Here is a 17,089-nt window from a genome sequence, read left to right on the forward strand (position 1 = left end):
CCCGACCGGCCGCGAAGCCTGCCGAATGCAAGGGCGCGCTGACCAACCGTCAGTCGCCGCGTCATTCGGGCGCGGCGAAGCCTCCCTTGCAGCCGGCATGGCGCCAGCGGCAGCCGGTCACCCGGCTCAATGAGCCGGGCACCAGGGGTCGTATTCGTGAACGATGGCGTCCTGATCGCCGTCGTACTCGCTGGAGACCATCACGCCGAATTCGCTATCAGCCTGAAAAAGGATGACGGGCACCATCAGCGTGCGGGCGAGATCGAAGGCGTGGTTCTGAGCGAGAGTGAGATTGTGCGACATTGAAGGCTCCCGTCTTGCGGCGGGGACCATCCCCGCTCGACAGGCGCCGACGTGTTCGGGGGCGGCCGCGGTCACCTCGAGAGGCGAGCCGAAGAGGTCGCACGCTTGCCTAGCGAACCCCTTGCGGGTTGATCGTGGAAGGCCGCACCAGAACCAAGGAAAGCCCATTCGAGAGCGGCGTTGGCCCTCCACCGGAAGCAGGGTCTGCCAAAACGCACATGTCCCGCGCATAACCAAGCTGAGGCTGCCTTGCGAATTGTCCCATTTAGTGCACTCGAGGTCGTCGGCATCGCGCGCATGCATGGATAAAAATCCCGGTCCGAGTACGTGAAGGTGCTTTCGATCGGATCAGCAGGTTTTGTTCGGGCATGGGGCCGTTTGCGTCAGGGATGGCAGCCCGCAAAGGGGGAAGACCCGCGTGCGGGGCTTCAGCGCAGCCAACAGCCGGCCCGCAAGGCGACGCCCAGTTTCCCACCCGCCTGCCAGTTAGTGAAAAATTCTGGTGGGCAAGCATATTCTGATAAAGAGAAATATCACTTGCTCCGTCGGGCAAAACAGTGGTTCATAGGGCGCTGGTCCTAGCAGATGAAGGAGCCAGCCCGGTGGCCCAAGACGTCGACACTTCCTCGGAGCTTTCCAAGATCGCGAAACTGAACGGTGACTTCCGACGGAACTATGGCACTCTCATCGGAGCTATCTTGTATTTGCGCACGGTAAGCGCCGCGCGCCGGAGCCCTTGGCTCTGGGCCGGTCTGATCTCGATCGCTTTTTCGACGGTCCTGAGCTGGCTGGGGCGGCACGGATGGTTTTTGCCAGCCCTGCCTTGATCGCACCGAACAATGCCCCCTTTTCCCCGTAAAGCGCCCCGCGATGTCGACTAAGGGACTCGGAAGAAAGCCAGACGTAGCGTCCCGCCCTCAGGGGCGCGGGCAACAGCACATAGTCCTCGATCGCCCGATTCGCCGCATCCAACCGCATCACGGCAAGCAGGCCGGCCGAGATTTGCCGCCGGTAGGCCTTCCATTGCGGCGCATGGTCCTCGCCGCGCTGCGCCAATCTTCGCGCGACGAGAAACGAAACAATGCGCTCGCCTCCGACATCGAGCCCTATGCCGTCCGGAACAAGATCAGCCTGGAGGCCAAGGTCGGTTCGCAGCACTTCCGCGAGCTCGGTGGCATGCCTCGCCTGTTCAGCAGCCCAAAAATCTCGGGTATCGATCCAGTTGCAGTCGCGCGGGGAGACGTATCCGATCAGTGCGTAGGCCTTCCGCAGCGAACCGAAGTGTTTCACGTAGGAGGAGACGTGATTGAGACCCAGCGTTCCGTTGATGATGTGCGAGTTGAGCTTTCCGCGCCGGCGCAGCGTGAGGCGCAGGCGCAACAACATCTGATCTTCGGAAACCTCCACGCGCCGTTCGGCCAGCAGTTTCTGGGCGCGAGCAAAGACTCCCGGGTCCACGATGGGCTCGATCGCCGCGGCGCCCCGGACCCAGGCGTGATCCGGATTCTTGACCAGCCTCTGTCCCAAGCGTCGCGAGGTGCGATTGTAGATGGTCTTGCCGATGTAGTTCTCGTTCGCGAGGATGGTCGGGATCATGCCGTCGGTCCAGGGCCGGCCGTTGTGATTGGCGATGCCGGCGTCGTTCAATTGACGCCTGATGTCGCTGTACGATTTCCGGCCGTTGACGAACTGATCGAAAATGGTCCGGATCACGGCTTTCTCCTCGGCGGAGCCGGGCTGCAGTCGAACGCGATCCGATTGCAGAGCCTTGAACTGGCCCTTTTCGAGGAAGCCTTTCGGATGCTCGCTTTCGTCAACCATCAAGCGCCGGAGGCCGTAGCCGACGGGAGCGCCGACGCGGTACCCTAGGCTCGCGACCCGGCAGTGTCCCGCGTGCACCTTGACCGAGAGCTCTCGGCTCCACTCGGCGGCCATGCCTCGCTTCAGACTTTTTGCGATACCCGAGACGAATGTACCGTCGTTCTTGAAGAGCTCCGCGCAGTATTCGACCTGGACGCCGCTCCGCTTGCACAGGAATTCGTAGTACGCGCTCTCGTCGACGTCCTGGAAGCGGCCCCAGCGACTGACGTCGTAAACGAGGATGTGGTCGAAGTCGGCCTGCTCCGACTGTACGTCCTCGATCAGTTCGATGAGACCAGGCCGCCCCTTGATCCGGAGGCCGCTGCGGCCCTCGTCGGAATAAGTGCGAACGATCGTGAGAGCGTTCGCGTCGGCATAGGCGGCGATGGCCGCCATCTGATTCTTGATCGAGTAGCGCTGGAGCTCCCTCGACATCCGCACGTATTGCGCTGCCCGGCGCACCCGGGTCCGCCTCGCCGGGCTTGTCCCCTTGGGAACAACAAGCCAGTTTCCCATGCACCCCCTCCTGCTACGTCAGAGGTATCACGCCCCGCGATACACCTTTCGCGTTTAAAATGACAAGGCCTATCAAACAGGAGACGGCCTGCCCCTCGGGCCGTTCTGCGCCTTACGCCGTTGTGCACAGCTCCGCGGAACAAGGGGACAAGCCCCAGCCCTGCCGATTGCGAATCCCTGACCCGTGCTACCCGCCCGGAACGAGTAGGAGGGCGGAAGGATTCGTCCTTCAGGAGCGACGTCGATGTTGATGACGAAGGAAAGACGACCGGCGATCCGGACGCTACGCGGCTGGGCGATCAGCGTGCTGCAGGAAACAGGTGCGATCCACGAATGCGAGGAGCACGGTTGGGCGAAGGACCGCGCCGACCCTCATGCGCGCGAGCACGCATTGGACATCGCCAGGCAGGAGCCGCCCGAGGGCTTATCTCCCGACCAGGCCGCCGAGGAATTGTGCGAGGTCTTGGATACTATCGGCGATACGTGCCCGGAGTGCCCCCCAAGTCCCGATTAGTTCGGCTGCGCTGTCGCGCCGCTCGGGTGGCAACGGATTCGGGCGAGTTCGACCCAAGCCTGCGCGAGCTGGAGCCAGCGCTGCCGCTCAGAGCCATCCGCCAGGAGGGCTTCCTTCACCGCCTCTTCCGCACGGTCCTTAGGATCGAAGTCGTCACCCATGCGGACGTCGTAGCCTACTAAGGTAAACGGCCAGTGGCGCTCAGCTCCGTACGAATCCGGGGGAGGTGGCCCCGCACGCCGCCGCCTCCGGCACTGCCCTGCGGGGTGTCCTGTGCGCGGCAGCGTATCGCGACCATCGGGCGAGATCGTCCGGATTGTACGCGCCTCTAAGCCGACCGGGCGTCACTTGCTATCGGGCTTCTTGGCCGGCGGGCCGCTCTTGTTGCCCGGCAGACCTTTGATGTTGGAAGTGTCCTGCTGCTGCACAGACGGATTCTGTTGGTTCAGCGTGGTGCTGGAGCCGACCGTCTCGCTGGGCTTGGCCGCAGGACCACTTTTGTTGCCGGGTTGACTCGCGATGCCGGCGCCGGAGTTCTGGGCGCTGGGCGCGGTCGAGACGTCGGGCGTTGTGGTTTGGGCAATTGCGGCCGGCGCCGAAAGCGTCAGAGCGAAAGCAAGTGCGCTCGCGATAGACCTCATGACCGATCCTCCTTTTTGATGCTTTGGAATCGCGTTTCGCGGCTCCCATCAGTTCGAACGTGCAGTTGCCACCCGCGTTCCTCCTATTCTCACCGCCGTGGAGCGCCCCGCACCTCCTCCCAGCTGCGCGGTATTCGACGTGCAAGAAGCACTGGTGAAAAGCATGATGGCTGGCAGGAAGACGCGGCGAAATCGGGAAGGTGCAGGCCCGCGAGCCAAGACCTTTGGCAAAGACCGAAAGCCCCTCAAGCGAGCAAGTCGAGTGCGTTCTCGAGCGCTGCGCCGGCGGCGGTGTTGTCGAAGATGCACCAGGTCTCAGTAGACGACGGCCCAGCACCGAGCCGCGGCTTCAGCCTTCGAAGGAACGCTCCGTCGTAGGCGGAGTAGTAAATGCGCGGCGCTCCATGCAGTCGAAAATAGCGCAGGCCTGGCCACCCGCCCGGCAGGTCGGCATCGGGCACCCGCGCGGGATCCGCACCGACGCGGCCAATCCGACGCTGCCTAAGCCAAGCACCGACCTCGGGCGTGAACCAACTGGCATGACGCGGCTCGCAAGCGAGAGCGGCTGACGTCCTTTCCCGCAGTGCGCCGAACAGCAATTCAGCATCGGGCTCCACGAACATTTTGCGCGGGGCAAACTGAACAAGCAAAACCCCGAGCTTCGCACCGAGTCCGGCGCTCTCTTCGATGAACCGATCGAGTTCAGCCCGCGCAAGCTGGGACGAATGAGTGACGGACTTCGGTACCTTGACGGAAAATCGGAAGTCATCCGGTGTCGCGCTCGCCCACTTCTCGTACGTCGAGCGCCGATGCGGCTTGTGAAAGGATGAGTTGATCTCGGTCGCGTTCAACACCCGTGCGTAGCGCTCAAGGTGACTACCTGCACCGCCAACCCTTTCCTTGCAGCTTTGGGGAACATTCCACCCCGCTGTGCCGATCCGAAGCACAGCCTTGACATGGGCATCCTCTTCCCCCCGTGTCAGTCCGCAACCGTCATCGGGCGTCACCGGATTCCGAACCTCAAGCCGACTTCCGCCGCACCCCTGCTGCAGGCTTCTTCGCCGCGTCCTTCGCAGGCTTCTTGCCGGCGATCGGCATCAGCATCTCCTTCTGACCCGCGGTCGTTTTTTTCGCCTTCTTGGCAGGTTTTCTTGCAGCCTCGGTCTCGGCCGCTGCGCTCCCAACGCTCTTGCGCAGTGCGTCCATCAGATCGACGACGTTCTCGCCTTTCGGCCGATCCTTCGGCACGATCGGCTTGCCGGCCCGTTTCTGGTTGATGAGCTCGACCAGCGCGCTCTCGTAATGGTCCTCGAACTTCTCCGGATCGAACTGCCCCGCCTTCTGTTTCACGATGTGCTTGGCGAGATCGAGCATATCCTTGGTCACCTTCACGTCCTGGATCTCATCGAAATACTCCTGTTCGCTGCGCACCTCATAGGGGTAGCGCAACAGCGTGCCGACCAGACCCTTGCCCATCGGCTCCAACCCGATGATGTGCTCGCGGTTGGTGAGCACCACCCGCCCGATCGCGACTTTGTTCATTTCGCGGATGGTCTCGCGGATCACGGCGAACGCGTCGTGGCCGACCTTGCCGTCGGGGCGGATGTAGTAGGGACGGATCAGGTAGCGCGGGTCGATGTCGGACTTATCGACGAACTCGTCGATCTCGATGGTGCGCGTGGACTCGAGCGCGATCTCCTCGAGCTCCTCCTTGGTCATCTCAATGAACTGGTCCTTCTCGAGCTGGTAGCCCTTGACGATGTCTTCGTTGGCCACCTCGTCGCCGGTGTCGGCGTCAACCTTCAGGTACTTGATACGATGGCCGGTCTGCCGGTTGAGCTGGTTGAACGAGATCTTCTCGCTCTCGGACGTGGCGGGAAAAAGCGCCACGGGGCAGGTGACGAGGGACAGACGCAAGAAGCCTTTCCAGTTCGCTCGCGGGGCCATGGTTACGCAACGCTCCAGGTACGGGACTTGGACTCAAGACGAACGGGGACCGCCGGTTCCGACACGTCGGCCGCCTGTCACCGAGATTCATCCAGGGGCCCTCGATGCACTATTGGGAGTCCGGGAAAAGGGTCTTGACTCTTGTGAACAAAACGGGAACATAATCGGATGAACGCCACCCCCGGGCAACCCAGGCCGGCACCCGATGATCTCGACACCGCCGCCGACCAGGCCATCGCGACCTGCGGGGGCGACGCCCGGGAAGCCGTGAAGGCGCTCATCGTCGCCAACGACTTTCTCGAGACGCAGCTCGACGAGCTCAGGAGGAAGGTGTCGACCGGGTACGCCCGAGGGCGGCTCTCAAGGGCGCGCGAACGCAAGGATGAAGCAGATGTATGAAGTGACCTACTATGTCGCTCTGCCCTTCGTTTTCTCCGACGACGGCGTGGCCGCCGGCGAGGCGGCCGAGTGCCTGAGCGCCAACGCCGCAGTGATGCGGGCCGAGGCCCTCTCCCGGAAACCGGGGCACGCCGGCGCCGTCGCGTTCTCGCGGACGGGCGACCCGTCCAGCGGCGACTTCAGCGACGCCAGGCTGATCCGGAAGTTCGGCGACGTGCCGGACGATCTGAGCGCGCTCTGAAGCTCGACGGGGTGCGCAACGAGATCGAGCGCATGCGTCGCCAGCTCCGCGCGCAGGAGCGCGAAATCTGGATGCTGCAGCGCGCCGGCGTCCCGACGGCATTGGCCGAGCTGCTGCTCAGCCGGATGAGGGGGAAGGTCGAAGATTCTTTGCCGTGAGCGCGACGCCCTGACGACGGGAGCCGCAGCCACGCAAAGTTGAGCTGGCTCAAAGCGAACCTGACCGAGTGGCGTAGAGTTGAAAGCGTACCGAGCGGCACGAGCACGCGCTCAGGTGCTGTTACGGTTGCGGAGACCCGGACTCCACTCCGGGCTCCGCCTCCTAGTTTGCGACCACAGATACGGCGTCGGCTCCGAGAGCGACCCGCGCGGGCACGTTCGATGGAACGAAGCCCGAGACTGCGGGTTGGAGTGCGGACGCATTTGATAGTTTGAGAGCTCGATCGGCCCTGGCAGCAATTCGGCTGCCGGGGCCGATCTTCATTTCCTTCATGATTGGCCGCCCGACGTCTCCGAAAGCCGCCAGTTCTGGGCCGGATGGCCCGATATCATTCCTCACCCGGCCGGGCGGCAGCATCTCCCGGCCGGAGCAGGCTGAGCGCGGTCTCGACCTGCCCCAGCAGCCGCTCGATGTCCTCGCGTTCGTTCGGTCCAAGATCGCTCTCCAGCCGCTCCAAGAGCACCTGCTTGCGCGCAAGCAGATTCGCCACGGTCGACATCGCTCCTCCCCCGCGTGGGACACCTTCAAACCACTTGGTGCCTCGGCGAAGAACTTGCCAGTCCTCCCTCTGCGCTGCGGCGGTCGGATACGGATCAGGCGGAGCGCTGACGGCGCGGAGTGGCTGCCGCTGCGGTCGAGGCCGCCAAACGCACGCCGGCACCCCCGAGCCTCGGCGAGCAATCGGGTCTTCTCGTCTTCCATGCCGCTTCCAACGAGCAGGTTGCCACGTCGCGCGCAGCGGCCACACTTCAGCCGCCCTTCAGCGCGTCCTTGACGTCCCTCGCGGGCCAGCTCTCACCGGCATGCCTCGCGCGCACCGTCCCGCCGCCGCCGACCAGTTCGTGGGTCGCGACGTCGTCTTCGGCTTGGACCACGGTCAGCTCGGTCTCGGGCTGCCAGCCGAGCGTCAGATCGAGATCACCTGGAAAGATCTGCCAGCGCGAGCCGTCTTCGAGCTCGACGATGTGGCTCTCGGAGTGGGAGCGGATCTTCATCGAGCGCGTCCCTGAGGCCCACCGCGGCTCTCGCTACTTCCGGCCCGACGGCGCCTGGGCATTGGCGTCGTTAGGGCTCTTCTGCTTGTTGGCCTCATGGTGCCCGATGACGCATCCTGCGGCGGCGCCGAGCTTGCCGTATCCGGCCATGTGGCCCGCTACGCCTCCGACGATGGCGCCCTTGATGCAGCCCTTCGCTTCCGCAGGCGAGACCGAGGCAAGCGCGAGAAGGCACACGGCGGCAAGAATCGGCTTCATGGTTCGTCTCCATTCTCCGGTTGGACTTGTGTCCATCAAGTCGCCCGAGCGAGACACGTTCCGGAGAACAAAAGTCGGTGGCGCCGGGGGATCAGGCAGCGTCCAGTCCGCGCGTGCCGAGATCCGGACGTGCGGCGTTGCGCAAGCGGCCGAGTTCTTCGCTGCCGCACCGCGAGCAACGGAATGAAACCTCGGGCGGTGCGACCATGCTTCTCTGCGCACTGACGGCCATCGGCCAGGCTCCGCACCTCGGACACTTCACCAGCAGATCGTTCGTTTCCAACATCGCCTACGCCCCACAGCTCCGCCAACGACCAGAGAATTCCCCCGTTCCCTGCGCCTTGCGCAGGACTGAATAGCCGGGAGCTCGAGCCGGCCGAGCCCCTCCCTTCGGTACCAAATGATATAAAGGTACCAAATGTATAAAGGCCTGGCGTGGCGGTGCTATGGTGGCCGGAGGGGGCTCGGCTCGCATGGTAGATCGCCTGAAGGATTCACTCGCCGGATTGGAGCCGCCTGCCTGCGTGAATTGCAAGGTCGAGATGAAATGGATCATGTCGACGCTGGTGCGCCAAGCGTCCGCAAGAACGGTGATACATCGCTTCGTGTGTCCAGGTTGCGAGGGCGTCGACGACGTCGAAACCGAGTTCAAGCGAATACGAGTTCTTCCCGACAAGCTGACGAAACCGCGCGGAGCGGCCAACGCCGCTCGAGACGCATAGACGGCAAGGGGGAGCACGATTCTCGATCGGAACATCGAGCCCGGAGGGCACGTTGCACCCGAATGGAAGCCTATCTGCACCACCTCCTGACGGCTAACTCCAACTTCCCCGTCTGGGTACGCTACACGTTGACGCTAGGTCTGGTGGGCATCGCGTTCATCGCCCGTGTGATGCTGGATGATCACCTTCGGTCCTATCCCGTTCTGCTGTTCATTCCGGCCATCTTCCTGTCCTCCGTCCTGTTCGATCGCGGCAGCGGTCTCGTTGCAACGACGGCAAGCACCGTGCTCGCCGCCGTCTACTTGGTCCCGGGACCCCCATCATCTGCTGTGATCCCGCTCGTCCTCTTCGTTCTGACGGGCATCTGCATCGCCGCCGTCACCGAGCTGCTACGGCACACTCTGCGGAAGCTTTCGGAAGCAAAGCTGTATTCGGAAGTCCTGCTGCAGGAGCTCGCACACAGAACCCGCAACGATCTCGCCACCATCATGTCGATCCTCCGGCTGCAGGCCCGGTCCGAAAGCGATCCGGCCGTTCAACTGGCGATCGCGTCCGCAGTGAGCCGGGTGGACGTGGTCGCGAAGGTCCACGACCGCTTGCGCGATACCGCCGACAGCAGCCGCATCGCGCTGGCGCCGTACATCCAATCCCTGTGCGGGAGCCTCGCCGACTTCCATCGCGGCGTCCGCACGATCACGATCGGCGTTCGCTGCGACGATATCGAGGTGCGGAGCTCGCAGGCAGCCTCGATCGGGCTGATCGTCAACGAACTCGTGACGAACTGCTTCAAGTACGCTTTTCCCGAGGGTCGCCGCGGTGCCGTGCAGGTGGACGTTCGCGCCAAGGACGGCCGCGTCCTCGTGACGGTTGCAGGATGACGGCGCTGGCTGTCCGGCCGAAGTCAAGAGCGGGCTGGGCACGCGGCTCGTAAGCCTTCTCTCGACGCAGATGAAGGGGACCGTGGTGAGAAGGCCTCTACCGGTGGGTTGCCAGGTGCAGGTCTCCCTCGCACTAGACGCCTGACCCCCGCGTTCAATTAAATTGAAGGTGGCTGCGACCGCAGACCGGTTCTGCCGTAGACGGTGAGAACGACCCAGCCATTGACCTGCAGCGGAGATCCGCGCCGGCAACCGAATGGCACCGTAGGCACCTGGCCACGGCGGCAGCACGGAACGATTCCGGCCGGCCGCGTTGAGTCCGCATGTGTGCCGTCGCGTTGCGTCAGTCTCGTTCAGGAGTATCGCGCGTTGCCGGCGCCCGCAAAGCTGCTATTGCAGGTTACATCGAGCCGTGTGACCCCACGCTGCGCGAGAATCCGCCGCGTGGCGAGGGTTGGGTCTACGAGATCAAGGCGGACGGCTATCGCGCCCAACTGCATCTTCAAGAGGGCGATGCCACGGTCTATTCACGCACGGGGCTCGATTGGACCGAGCAGTTTTCTTCGATTGCAGCCGCGGCTCATAAGCTGAAGGCCAAGAGCGCGATCATCGACGGCGAGGCTGTCGTCTACGGCAGCGGCGGCCTGCCGGACTTCCAGCAGCTCCGGCGCGAACTCGGCCGCAAACGCAGCGAGCGTGTGCGTTATCATGCCTTCGATCTCCTGCACCTCGACGGGTATGATCTGCGCGGCGCGGCGTACGAAGATCGAAAGCGGTTGCTGCACGAGGTTCTGAAGGAGGCACCCGAGACCTTCATCTACGTCGAGGCTCTCGAAGCCGACGGAGACAAGGTCTTCGTGAAGGGTTGCGAGCTCGGGCTCGAAGGTCTGATCGCCAAACGGCTTGGCCAGCCCTACCGCTCGGGCCGGCAGGAGACCTGGATCAAGCTCAAATGCAAGAAAAGCGAGACGTTTCCAATCGTCGCTTTCGTCGAGAAGCTCGGTGCTCACCCACGCAAGATCGCTTCCCTATACGTAGGCCGTCGCGAGAACGGCAAGCTGAACTACGCGGGCAAAGTCCGTACCGGCTACACGGAGGCAGCCGCGCGCGAATTGCGCGAGCGGCTGGATCCGCGGATCCGGCGCACCTCACCGCTGGACGCGAAGGTCAAGAAGCCGAAGGCCACCTGGGTCGAACCAACCGTGAATGCCGAGGTGGAGTATGGCGCGCTGACCGACGATGGCCTGCTGCGGGAAGCCGTGTTCAAGGGACTGCGGGACGATCTCGCGCTGCGCAAGGTGAAGGCGCCGCGCCTGGTGCCCTCCTCAGCCGGACGGCCGAAGCTAGGCGTGCCCAAAGAAAACATCCTGCAGCTTCTTCCCGACGCGGTCGTCCCCTCCAAGGAAGAACTTGCGGACTACTGGCACCGGGTATGGAAGAAGGCGCTGCCGCATCTCGGCCACCGGCCGCTCAAGCTGGTGCGGCACGTTCACGGCACCACCTTCTACCACAAGGGGCCGCTTCCGAAGGAAATTCCGGAAGCCGTCCACCAGCTCCGCGTCCAGAAGCGCGAGGGCGGCGAAGGCACGCGCCTCTGGGTCGACAGCCTCGAAGGCTTCCTTGGATTGGTGCAGATCGGGGCCGTCGAGCTACACCCGTGGAATTCGACTGTCGAGGACATCGAGCACGCCGACCGGATCGTCATCGACCTGGATCCGGGCGACGGCGTGGGGTGGGAGCAGGTGGCCGACACCGCCCTTGAGCTTCGCGCGTTCATGCGCCGCCAAGGACTGGAGACTTGGCCGAAGCTGACCGGCGGCAAGGGCGTCCACCTAATGGCGCCCCTCGGGGTACCGATGCTGCACGATCAGGCTCATCGGACGGCCCGCCGACTCTGTGCTGAATTCGCAGCGCGCGACCCCGAACGCTACATCCTTTCGGCGCAGGCGAGGCGCAGCGGGCGGATCTTCCTAGATTACCTGCGCAACGGACGCGGGACCACTGCCGTCGGCACCTATTCGCCGCGGGCGCGCCAAGCGTTTCCGATCGCTGCGCCCGTCACCTGGGCGCGCATCGAGAAAAGCGTGAGGCCGGACGCCTTCACGATGGATAGCCCCTTTCGGGTGAAGCAGAGGAGGCTCCCATGACGGACGCGTTCGACCGTTGGATCGAGTGGGCCAAGAAACCGCCCGGGGAACGGAGAGGGCTGCCGTCCGAAATCCACGCCAGTGTCAGAGCGCTCTCCCGGGAGCATCGCGCCGACCGGCAGAAGGTCAACGCCGCGGTTGAACATCGGGCCGAGCTGAGTCGGTCCGGAAGGACCGCGTGGGTTTATCTCAACGACTACCAGCATGGAACGCAGCGGAAGGTGGGCGAGGCGGAATGGGTGAAGGTGTTCGCGTCTGCGGAGGCGGCCGATAGATGGTTCGATGAGCACGATCCGGAGGGCGTTGCATGGGAATACGAGATCGAAGGCGGGCAGCGGCAGTCTTCCGTTTGGATCTATCTCCCAGATGAGAATTCCAGAGCAATCGGTGACGTGTCCTGGGCCATGCTGTTCGCCTCCAAGCAGGCCGCAGACGAGTGGCTCGATCGGAACGCTCCCCAGCGTAGGACTTGGTCGTATCCTGTGAAGGAGTAAGCAGAGCGAAAGCGCGTGGGCATTGATCGGTCCGGCGCGCCGCTGCACCCCGCAGCAGACTCGAACGGGCCAATCTGGCCCGAAAAGCCCGTGAATGGTTTGTTTTTTTGGGTACCTCCCGGCGAGGTGCCGTGGCAAACCAGATCGATGCTTCAGGATACGACAAACTTGGCCGCTATGGCGGAGGCCTTGAGCCGGTCGGCGGACTACCGGGTGCTGCGGCGGCTCGTCCCGCGCCCACCGTGCCAGGCCCCCTCCGGCCGCGGGACCCGAACCGCCGTCCTGCTGGACACTGAGACGACCGGCCTCGACCAGGCGCGAGACGAGATCATCGAGCTCGGGATGGTCAAATTCGACTACACGGCGGATGGCCGGATCGTCGGCGTCAGGGGCACCTTCTCGGCCTTCAACGAGCCAAGTGAGCCGATTCCCGGGGAAGTGGCGGCACTCACGGGCATTACCGATGAAATGGTGGCCGGCCACAAGATCGACGAGGCCGCCGTGAACGCCTTCATCGCGGATGCGGTGATCGTCATCGCTCACAACAGCGGCTTCGATCGAAGGTTCGCGGAGCGCTACTGGACTATCTTCGAAACCAAAGCCTGGGGCTGCAGCGCGACCGAGATCGACTGGCGAGCACACGGCTTCGCGGGCGCCCAACTCGCCTACCTGCTGCACGGAGCCGGATATTTCCACCAAGCCCACAGGGCCGTAGACGACTGCCATGCGTTGCTGGAGATCCTGGACTTCACGTTGCCGACGACCGGCGCGCCGGCCCTCGCGCTCCTGCTCGATACGGCGCGGCGAAAGACGGTCCGGATCTGGGCCGAGCAGTCGCCGTTCGAGTTGAAGGATTCGTTGAAACGGCGAGGTTATCGCTGGAGCGACGGCACGGACGGCCGTCCGAAAAGCTGGTACGTCGACGTATGCGAGGCCGCTGTTGACGACGAGCTCGCATTTCTGAGGGCCGAAATCTACCTGCGCGACGTCGAGCCGCGTCTGCAAGCGCTGACCGCCTTCACCCGCTTCTCCGGCAGGATCTGAGGACGCGCTGGCACCACGCTAAGCCCGCCGAAGAACCCGACCCCTCACCGGCCGAGACGCCTCTCGACCCGCTTGCGGGAATTGCCGACCTTCTTGACCGCTTTCTTCACGGCCGATGCCGAGCGGCCAGTTTTCTTCGCTTCATACCGGACTTCGTAGTCCTGTCCCTTGGCTACCCGCGCTCGGTCCCGTTTGCGCCCTCGCGCGGTCTTCTTCGTCGCCGCCATCGGCACCTCCTATCGCGAATGATCGATGCGGGTGCAACGCCGCAAGGATTCGCAGGTTCCGGAGCGATTCCCGCCTACTGGTCTGGGCGGGCGAATTGTTGCGGCCCTTGAGCGGCTCGGCGCCCCTCCAGCAAGCTGGAGGCCCGCTTCCGAACCATAGGCGACAACGGACGTTATCGGATCATGTCAGACGCCTTTGACGACTTCCGGGCCTACGCGGTCCGAGCTCTTTGCAAGGCTCGCTCGATGCGGCAGGGCAGGATGAAGCATCTGCAGCTTGTGGCCGGACGAATTTATAACCTCCTCAAGAAAGAGGCCGCTTACGCTCCGAACATGCAGCACCTCGAGGACTTCCGCGCAGCGCAGAAGCTCGAGAAGTCGCTCGATCGGGAGCCTGACGTCGCCGCGACCGCTCAACGTCGTGTCACTTCACCGGGATCGCAGGACATGGGGCGGGAGGCTCGTTGAGTGCCAGCCCTCGACACCCGCGCCGTGGCAAGCCTCCTTCGAGAATATGCGCAGCGCAGCGCCTTGCGCGGCGACAATCCGTACCGAGCAAAAGCCTACTCTCGGGCAGCAGATAGCCTGACGGCCCTTGCCATCCCTCTTCATGTCCTCATCGCCGAAGAACGGCTTACCGAGATTCCGGGCGTCGGTGAGGCGATCGCCGACATCATCACCAAGCTGCACAAGACGGGCACGCATCCCAGCCTTGAAAAACTGCGCAAGGACATTCCTGAGGGCGTGCTCGAGCTGCTCTCCGTGCCCGGTCTCCGCCCCGAGAAGGTGCTGCGTCTCTACAAGGATCTCGGCATCACGTCCCTTGCCGAATTGGAGGCGGCGGCGAAGGACGAGCGCATCAAGAAGGCCAAAGGACTCGGGGCCGCCTTGCAAACCAAGATCCTGCAGAACCTGGCCATTGCGAAGAGCGGTGAAGGCCGCCTCCATCTGCACCGGGCCGCCGTCCTGCTGGCGCACGCGAAGGAGTCGATCCGCAAGTCTCTACCCGAGCTGAAGCACGTCACCATCGCCGGCGACTTCCGACGGGGGTGTGAACTCGTCGGCGATCTCTCGATCGTTGCTGAGGCCTCCAAGGCCGGCAAGGCCGCGAAGCCGTCGCCGACGGACGGCCTCCAGATCCACCTGTCGGACCGCAAGCACTTCGGCGCCGCGCTTTTGTTCGCGACCGGCTCCGCCGCCCACATCGAGCAGCTCCGGACGCTGGCCGCCGAAAAACAGATGCGGTTGGAAGCCGATGGCTTGCACAAGGGGCGCACCCTGATTGCCGGCGAGGAGGCCGAGATCTACCGCGCCCTCGGTCTGCCCTTCATCGATCCTGAGCTCCGGGAGGGGCGCGGCGAGATCGAGGCGGCTCTGAAAGGCAAGTTACCGAAGCTCGTCACCGACCAGGATCTGCGCGGCATCCTTCATTGCCACACAGATGCCTCCGACGGCACCGAAACCCTGGAGACCATGGCCAAGGCCACGCGCCAGCGAGGCTTCGAGTATTTCGGCGTGGCCGACCATTCCAAGTCCGCCCACTACGCCGGCGGTCTCTCCGTCGAGGAGATTGCGCAGCAGCACCGGGAAGCCGACCGCTTGAATAAGCGCTTCGGCAAGGATTTCCGGATACTCAAAGGCATCGAGTCGGACATCCTAGCCGACGGCTCCCTCGACTATCCGGATGACGTGCTGGAGCGTTTCGATTTCGTAGTCGCCAGCATCCACGGCCGCTTCAAACTGGACCGCAAAGCGCAGACGCAGCGCTTGCTTCGGGCCATCTCCGATCCTCATACCACCATCATCGGCCACATGACCGGCCGGCAGCTCCAGCGGCGACCCGGCTACAAGATCGACGTCGAGAAGGTGCTGCGGGCCTGCGCCAAGCACGACGTCGTCGTCGAGATCAATGCCCACCCATGGCGGCTCGACCTAGACTGGCGCTGGCACCAGGCTGCGCTCGAGTTCGGCTGCATGCTCAGCATCAATCCGGACGCGCACTCGATCCCCGAGCTCGACCACATGCACTGGGGCGTCCAAATGGCCCGGAAGGGCGGCGTCTCTGCCGACCGAGTCCTGAACGCGATGAACCTTCCCGAGATTACGCGCTACTTCCGCCAGAAGCGGCGCTCGCTCGTTCGCGCCGCCTGATGCGGCAGGCGCACGATCTCTCGCTCGAAGGAAAGGTGGCGGCGGTCGCCGCCGACCCTGGGCACCACTTCAGCAAACCGGTCCAGGATCGCATCGTTCTGGTGGAGGGCCACGGCGTCCAAGGCGACGCCCATGCCGGCCCTTTCGTCCGGCACCGTTATCTCGCCCGCCGCCGGCCACGCCTGCCCAATCTCCGGCAGGTCCACCTGATCCCGGCCGAGCTCTTTACATTCCTCGCGGAGGCCGGGTTCGAGGTCGCAGCGGGCGACATGGGTGAGAATATCACAACGACTGGCCTGGACCTGGAGCGGATGCCGTGCGGTACCTTCATCGAGTTGGGTCCCTCGGCCATCGTCGAGCTGACCGGTCTCCGGACGCCTTGTGTCCTCATCGACCGCTTCCGGGCCGGCCTGAAGCAACAGGTGCTCTCGTCGGCGGAAACGGGCCCTGCGTTCAAATCCGGAGTGCTGGGCGTGGTCCGGGCCGGGGGACCGGTCGCGGCCGGCGATAGCGCGCGTGTTCGCCTTCCTTCCTCTTCGTTTAGGCCGCTGCCGGCCCTGTAGAGAGCCCCGACCATGGCCCGAAAATCGACGCTGCCTCTTCGCCTGCAGCCCATGCTGGCCACGCTGACGGATGCGCCGTTTGACGATCCCGATTGGGTCTTCGAGGACAAATTCGATGGTTTCCGCATGGTCGCGGAGATCCGGCGTGGTCGGGTCGCGCTCTACAGCCGTAATGGGAAGATCATCAGCCACTCCTACGTGGAGGTCGCGAAAGCGCTAGAGGGCGTGAAGGCGGACGCGGTGATCGATGGCGAGCTCGTCGCGATCGGCAACGACGGCGTCTCCCATTTCCAGTTGCTTCAGAACGCCCTGCGCCATGAGGCGAAACTCTTGTACTGCGCGTTCGACCTCATGTTCGCGGACGGCGAGGACCTGCGAGCGCTGCCACTCCTCGAGCGCAAGAAGCGGCTGAAGGCCATCCTGCCGCGCCACAAGCTGATCGCGTTCAGCAACCACCGCAAAGGCAAGGGAACGAAATTCTTCGTGGAAGCCGAACGAAGGCATCTCGAAGGCATCATGGCCAAGCGCGCCGACAGCCCGTACGCATCCGGACGCCGGACCGCCGATTGGCTGAAGGTGAAGACGGCGCAGCGGCAGGAGGTCGTAATCGCCGGCTTCACGGCGCCCAGGCGAACCCGGCCCTTCTTCGGCGCCCTCGTGCTTGCAGTGCGGGAAAATGGTGGGTGGCGGTACATCGGCCACGTCGGCACGGGCTTCAGCCACCAGGTTCTCGAAGAGCTTCACGGCAAGCTCGTGAGGCTCAAGACAGGCAAGTCCCCGTTTCCAGCCAAGGTGAAGGATGAGCAAGTCACGACCTGGGTGCATCCTTCGTTGGTCGCGGAAGTGAAGTTCGCCGAGTGGACCAGCAAGGGCGAGCTGCGCCAGCCGGTCTATCTCGGCCTGCGGTCCGACAAAAAGGCCAAGGACGTGGTTCGCGAAAAGAGTTCGTCGCGAAAATAGGGCCGCCGGG

The 17,089-nt window shown here is 63.9% G+C and carries 22 protein-coding genes and 1 pseudogene; 12 read left to right on the plus strand and 11 right to left on the minus strand.

What is annotated here, in order from left to right; translation table 11 throughout:
- Window positions 1-126 precede the first annotated feature (126 nt).
- The 3 genes and pseudogenes from IVB26_RS41430 to IVB26_RS43645 all read right to left on the minus strand — a co-directional run.
- On the minus strand, window positions 127-303 hold the full coding sequence (locus IVB26_RS41430) for a hypothetical protein (RefSeq protein ID WP_247973613.1): 177 nt from the start codon (window positions 301-303) through the stop codon (window positions 127-129).
- Window positions 304-996: 693 nt separating this feature from the next.
- On the minus strand, window positions 997-2,238 hold the full coding sequence (locus IVB26_RS41435; RefSeq protein WP_247973614.1) for a recombinase family protein: 1,242 nt from the start codon (window positions 2,236-2,238) through the stop codon (window positions 997-999).
- A gap of 48 nt (window positions 2,239-2,286) precedes the next feature.
- Window positions 2,287-2,679, minus strand: a pseudogene (locus IVB26_RS43645) (recombinase family protein); the annotation flags it as partial.
- A gap of 244 nt (window positions 2,680-2,923) precedes the next feature.
- Between IVB26_RS43645 and IVB26_RS41440 the strand changes: the two are divergent.
- Window positions 2,924-3,193 carry a hypothetical protein gene (locus IVB26_RS41440; protein ID WP_247973615.1) on the plus strand — a complete coding sequence of 90 codons (270 nt, stop codon included), beginning with the start codon at window positions 2,924-2,926 and terminating at the stop codon, window positions 3,191-3,193.
- Here the strand turns inward: IVB26_RS41440 and IVB26_RS41445 are convergent.
- From IVB26_RS41445 to ku, 4 genes are all read right to left on the minus strand, one after another.
- Window positions 3,190-3,354 carry a hypothetical protein gene (locus tag IVB26_RS41445; RefSeq protein ID WP_247973616.1) on the minus strand — a complete coding sequence of 55 codons (165 nt, stop codon included), beginning with the start codon at window positions 3,352-3,354 and terminating at the stop codon, window positions 3,190-3,192. The two genes, IVB26_RS41440 and IVB26_RS41445, sit on opposite strands and share 4 nt — an antisense overlap.
- A 183-nt stretch (window positions 3,355-3,537) precedes the next feature.
- Window positions 3,538-3,834 carry a hypothetical protein gene (locus tag IVB26_RS41450; RefSeq protein WP_247973617.1) on the minus strand — a complete coding sequence of 99 codons (297 nt, stop codon included), beginning with the start codon at window positions 3,832-3,834 and terminating at the stop codon, window positions 3,538-3,540.
- A gap of 245 nt (window positions 3,835-4,079) precedes the next feature.
- Window positions 4,080-4,688, minus strand: a complete 609-nt coding sequence (locus IVB26_RS41455; protein WP_346732903.1) for a DUF72 domain-containing protein — start codon at window positions 4,686-4,688, stop codon at window positions 4,080-4,082.
- 166 nt (window positions 4,689-4,854) lie between these two features.
- The gene (gene ku / locus IVB26_RS41460) at window positions 4,855-5,781 is read right to left on the minus strand and encodes a non-homologous end joining protein Ku (RefSeq protein ID WP_247973618.1); all 927 of its coding nucleotides are present in this window, start codon (window positions 5,779-5,781) and stop codon (window positions 4,855-4,857) included.
- A 168-nt stretch (window positions 5,782-5,949) separates the two neighbouring features.
- Between ku and IVB26_RS41465 the strand changes: the two genes are divergently transcribed.
- Genes IVB26_RS41465 through IVB26_RS41475 form a run of 3 tightly spaced genes read left to right on the plus strand, consistent with a single transcriptional unit; the run spans window position 5,950 to window position 6,579 of the window.
- Window positions 5,950-6,180 carry a hypothetical protein gene (locus IVB26_RS41465; protein ID WP_247973619.1) on the plus strand — a complete coding sequence of 77 codons (231 nt, stop codon included), beginning with the start codon at window positions 5,950-5,952 and terminating at the stop codon, window positions 6,178-6,180.
- A complete protein-coding gene (locus IVB26_RS41470; RefSeq protein ID WP_247973620.1) occupies window positions 6,173-6,421 on the plus strand; it encodes a hypothetical protein in 249 nt (82 codons plus the stop codon). Before IVB26_RS41465 ends, IVB26_RS41470 begins: the two co-directional genes overlap by 8 nt.
- An 11-nt stretch (window positions 6,422-6,432) precedes the next feature.
- Entirely contained in the window at window positions 6,433-6,579 is a 147-nt protein-coding gene (locus IVB26_RS41475; RefSeq protein ID WP_247973621.1) for a hypothetical protein, read from the plus strand.
- Between the two features lie 389 nt (window positions 6,580-6,968).
- Here the strand turns inward: IVB26_RS41475 and IVB26_RS41480 are convergent, their stop codons facing one another.
- From IVB26_RS41480 to IVB26_RS41490, 3 genes are all read right to left on the minus strand, one after another.
- Window positions 6,969-7,139 carry a hypothetical protein gene (locus IVB26_RS41480; protein ID WP_247973622.1) on the minus strand — a complete coding sequence of 57 codons (171 nt, stop codon included), beginning with the start codon at window positions 7,137-7,139 and terminating at the stop codon, window positions 6,969-6,971.
- 250 nt (window positions 7,140-7,389) lie between these two features.
- Entirely contained in the window at window positions 7,390-7,635 is a 246-nt protein-coding gene (locus tag IVB26_RS41485) for a hypothetical protein (protein WP_247973623.1), read from the minus strand.
- A 33-nt stretch (window positions 7,636-7,668) separates the two neighbouring features.
- On the minus strand, window positions 7,669-7,893 hold the full coding sequence (locus IVB26_RS41490) for a hypothetical protein (RefSeq protein WP_247973624.1): 225 nt from the start codon (window positions 7,891-7,893) through the stop codon (window positions 7,669-7,671).
- Between the two features lie 784 nt (window positions 7,894-8,677).
- Here IVB26_RS41490 and IVB26_RS41495 point away from each other — a divergent pair.
- From IVB26_RS41495 to IVB26_RS41510, 4 genes are all read left to right on the plus strand, one after another.
- Entirely contained in the window at window positions 8,678-9,493 is an 816-nt protein-coding gene (locus IVB26_RS41495; protein ID WP_247973625.1) for a sensor histidine kinase, read from the plus strand.
- A 323-nt stretch (window positions 9,494-9,816) separates the two neighbouring features.
- Complete coding sequence (gene ligD, locus IVB26_RS41500; RefSeq protein WP_247973626.1) at window positions 9,817-11,640, plus strand: DNA ligase D; 1,824 nt, start codon at window positions 9,817-9,819, stop codon at window positions 11,638-11,640.
- On the plus strand, window positions 11,637-12,134 hold the full coding sequence (locus IVB26_RS41505; RefSeq protein WP_247973627.1) for a hypothetical protein: 498 nt from the start codon (window positions 11,637-11,639) through the stop codon (window positions 12,132-12,134). Before ligD (IVB26_RS41500) ends, IVB26_RS41505 begins: the two co-directional genes overlap by 4 nt.
- A 177-nt stretch (window positions 12,135-12,311) precedes the next feature.
- Window positions 12,312-13,178, plus strand: coding sequence for a 3'-5' exonuclease (locus IVB26_RS41510; protein WP_247973929.1), 867 nt, complete (start codon window positions 12,312-12,314; stop codon window positions 13,176-13,178).
- A gap of 44 nt (window positions 13,179-13,222) precedes the next feature.
- On the opposite strand, the gene IVB26_RS41515 is transcribed toward IVB26_RS41510, so the two are convergent.
- Entirely contained in the window at window positions 13,223-13,405 is a 183-nt protein-coding gene (locus IVB26_RS41515) for a DUF3606 domain-containing protein (protein ID WP_247973628.1), read from the minus strand.
- A 261-nt stretch (window positions 13,406-13,666) separates the two neighbouring features.
- Here IVB26_RS41515 and IVB26_RS41520 point away from each other — a divergent pair, with 261 nt between their 5' ends.
- The 4 genes from IVB26_RS41520 to ligD (IVB26_RS41535) are packed head-to-tail and all read left to right on the plus strand — an operon-like array spanning window position 13,667 to window position 17,079.
- Window positions 13,667-13,873 carry a hypothetical protein gene (locus tag IVB26_RS41520; RefSeq protein ID WP_247973629.1) on the plus strand — a complete coding sequence of 69 codons (207 nt, stop codon included), beginning with the start codon at window positions 13,667-13,669 and terminating at the stop codon, window positions 13,871-13,873.
- The gene (locus IVB26_RS41525) at window positions 13,874-15,556 is read left to right on the plus strand and encodes a DNA polymerase/3'-5' exonuclease PolX (protein WP_247973630.1); all 1,683 of its coding nucleotides are present in this window, start codon (window positions 13,874-13,876) and stop codon (window positions 15,554-15,556) included.
- A complete protein-coding gene (locus tag IVB26_RS41530) occupies window positions 15,556-16,119 on the plus strand; it encodes an MOSC domain-containing protein (protein WP_247973631.1) in 564 nt (187 codons plus the stop codon). The genes IVB26_RS41525 and IVB26_RS41530 overlap by 1 nt, the downstream gene beginning before the upstream one ends.
- Window positions 16,120-16,131: 12 nt before the next feature.
- Window positions 16,132-17,079 carry a non-homologous end-joining DNA ligase gene (gene ligD, locus IVB26_RS41535; RefSeq protein WP_247973632.1) on the plus strand — a complete coding sequence of 316 codons (948 nt, stop codon included), beginning with the start codon at window positions 16,132-16,134 and terminating at the stop codon, window positions 17,077-17,079.
- Window positions 17,080-17,089 lie beyond the last annotated feature (10 nt).

It is taken from the genome of Bradyrhizobium sp. 195 (assembly GCF_023101665.1).
Lineage (GTDB): Bacteria > Pseudomonadota > Alphaproteobacteria > Rhizobiales > Xanthobacteraceae > Bradyrhizobium.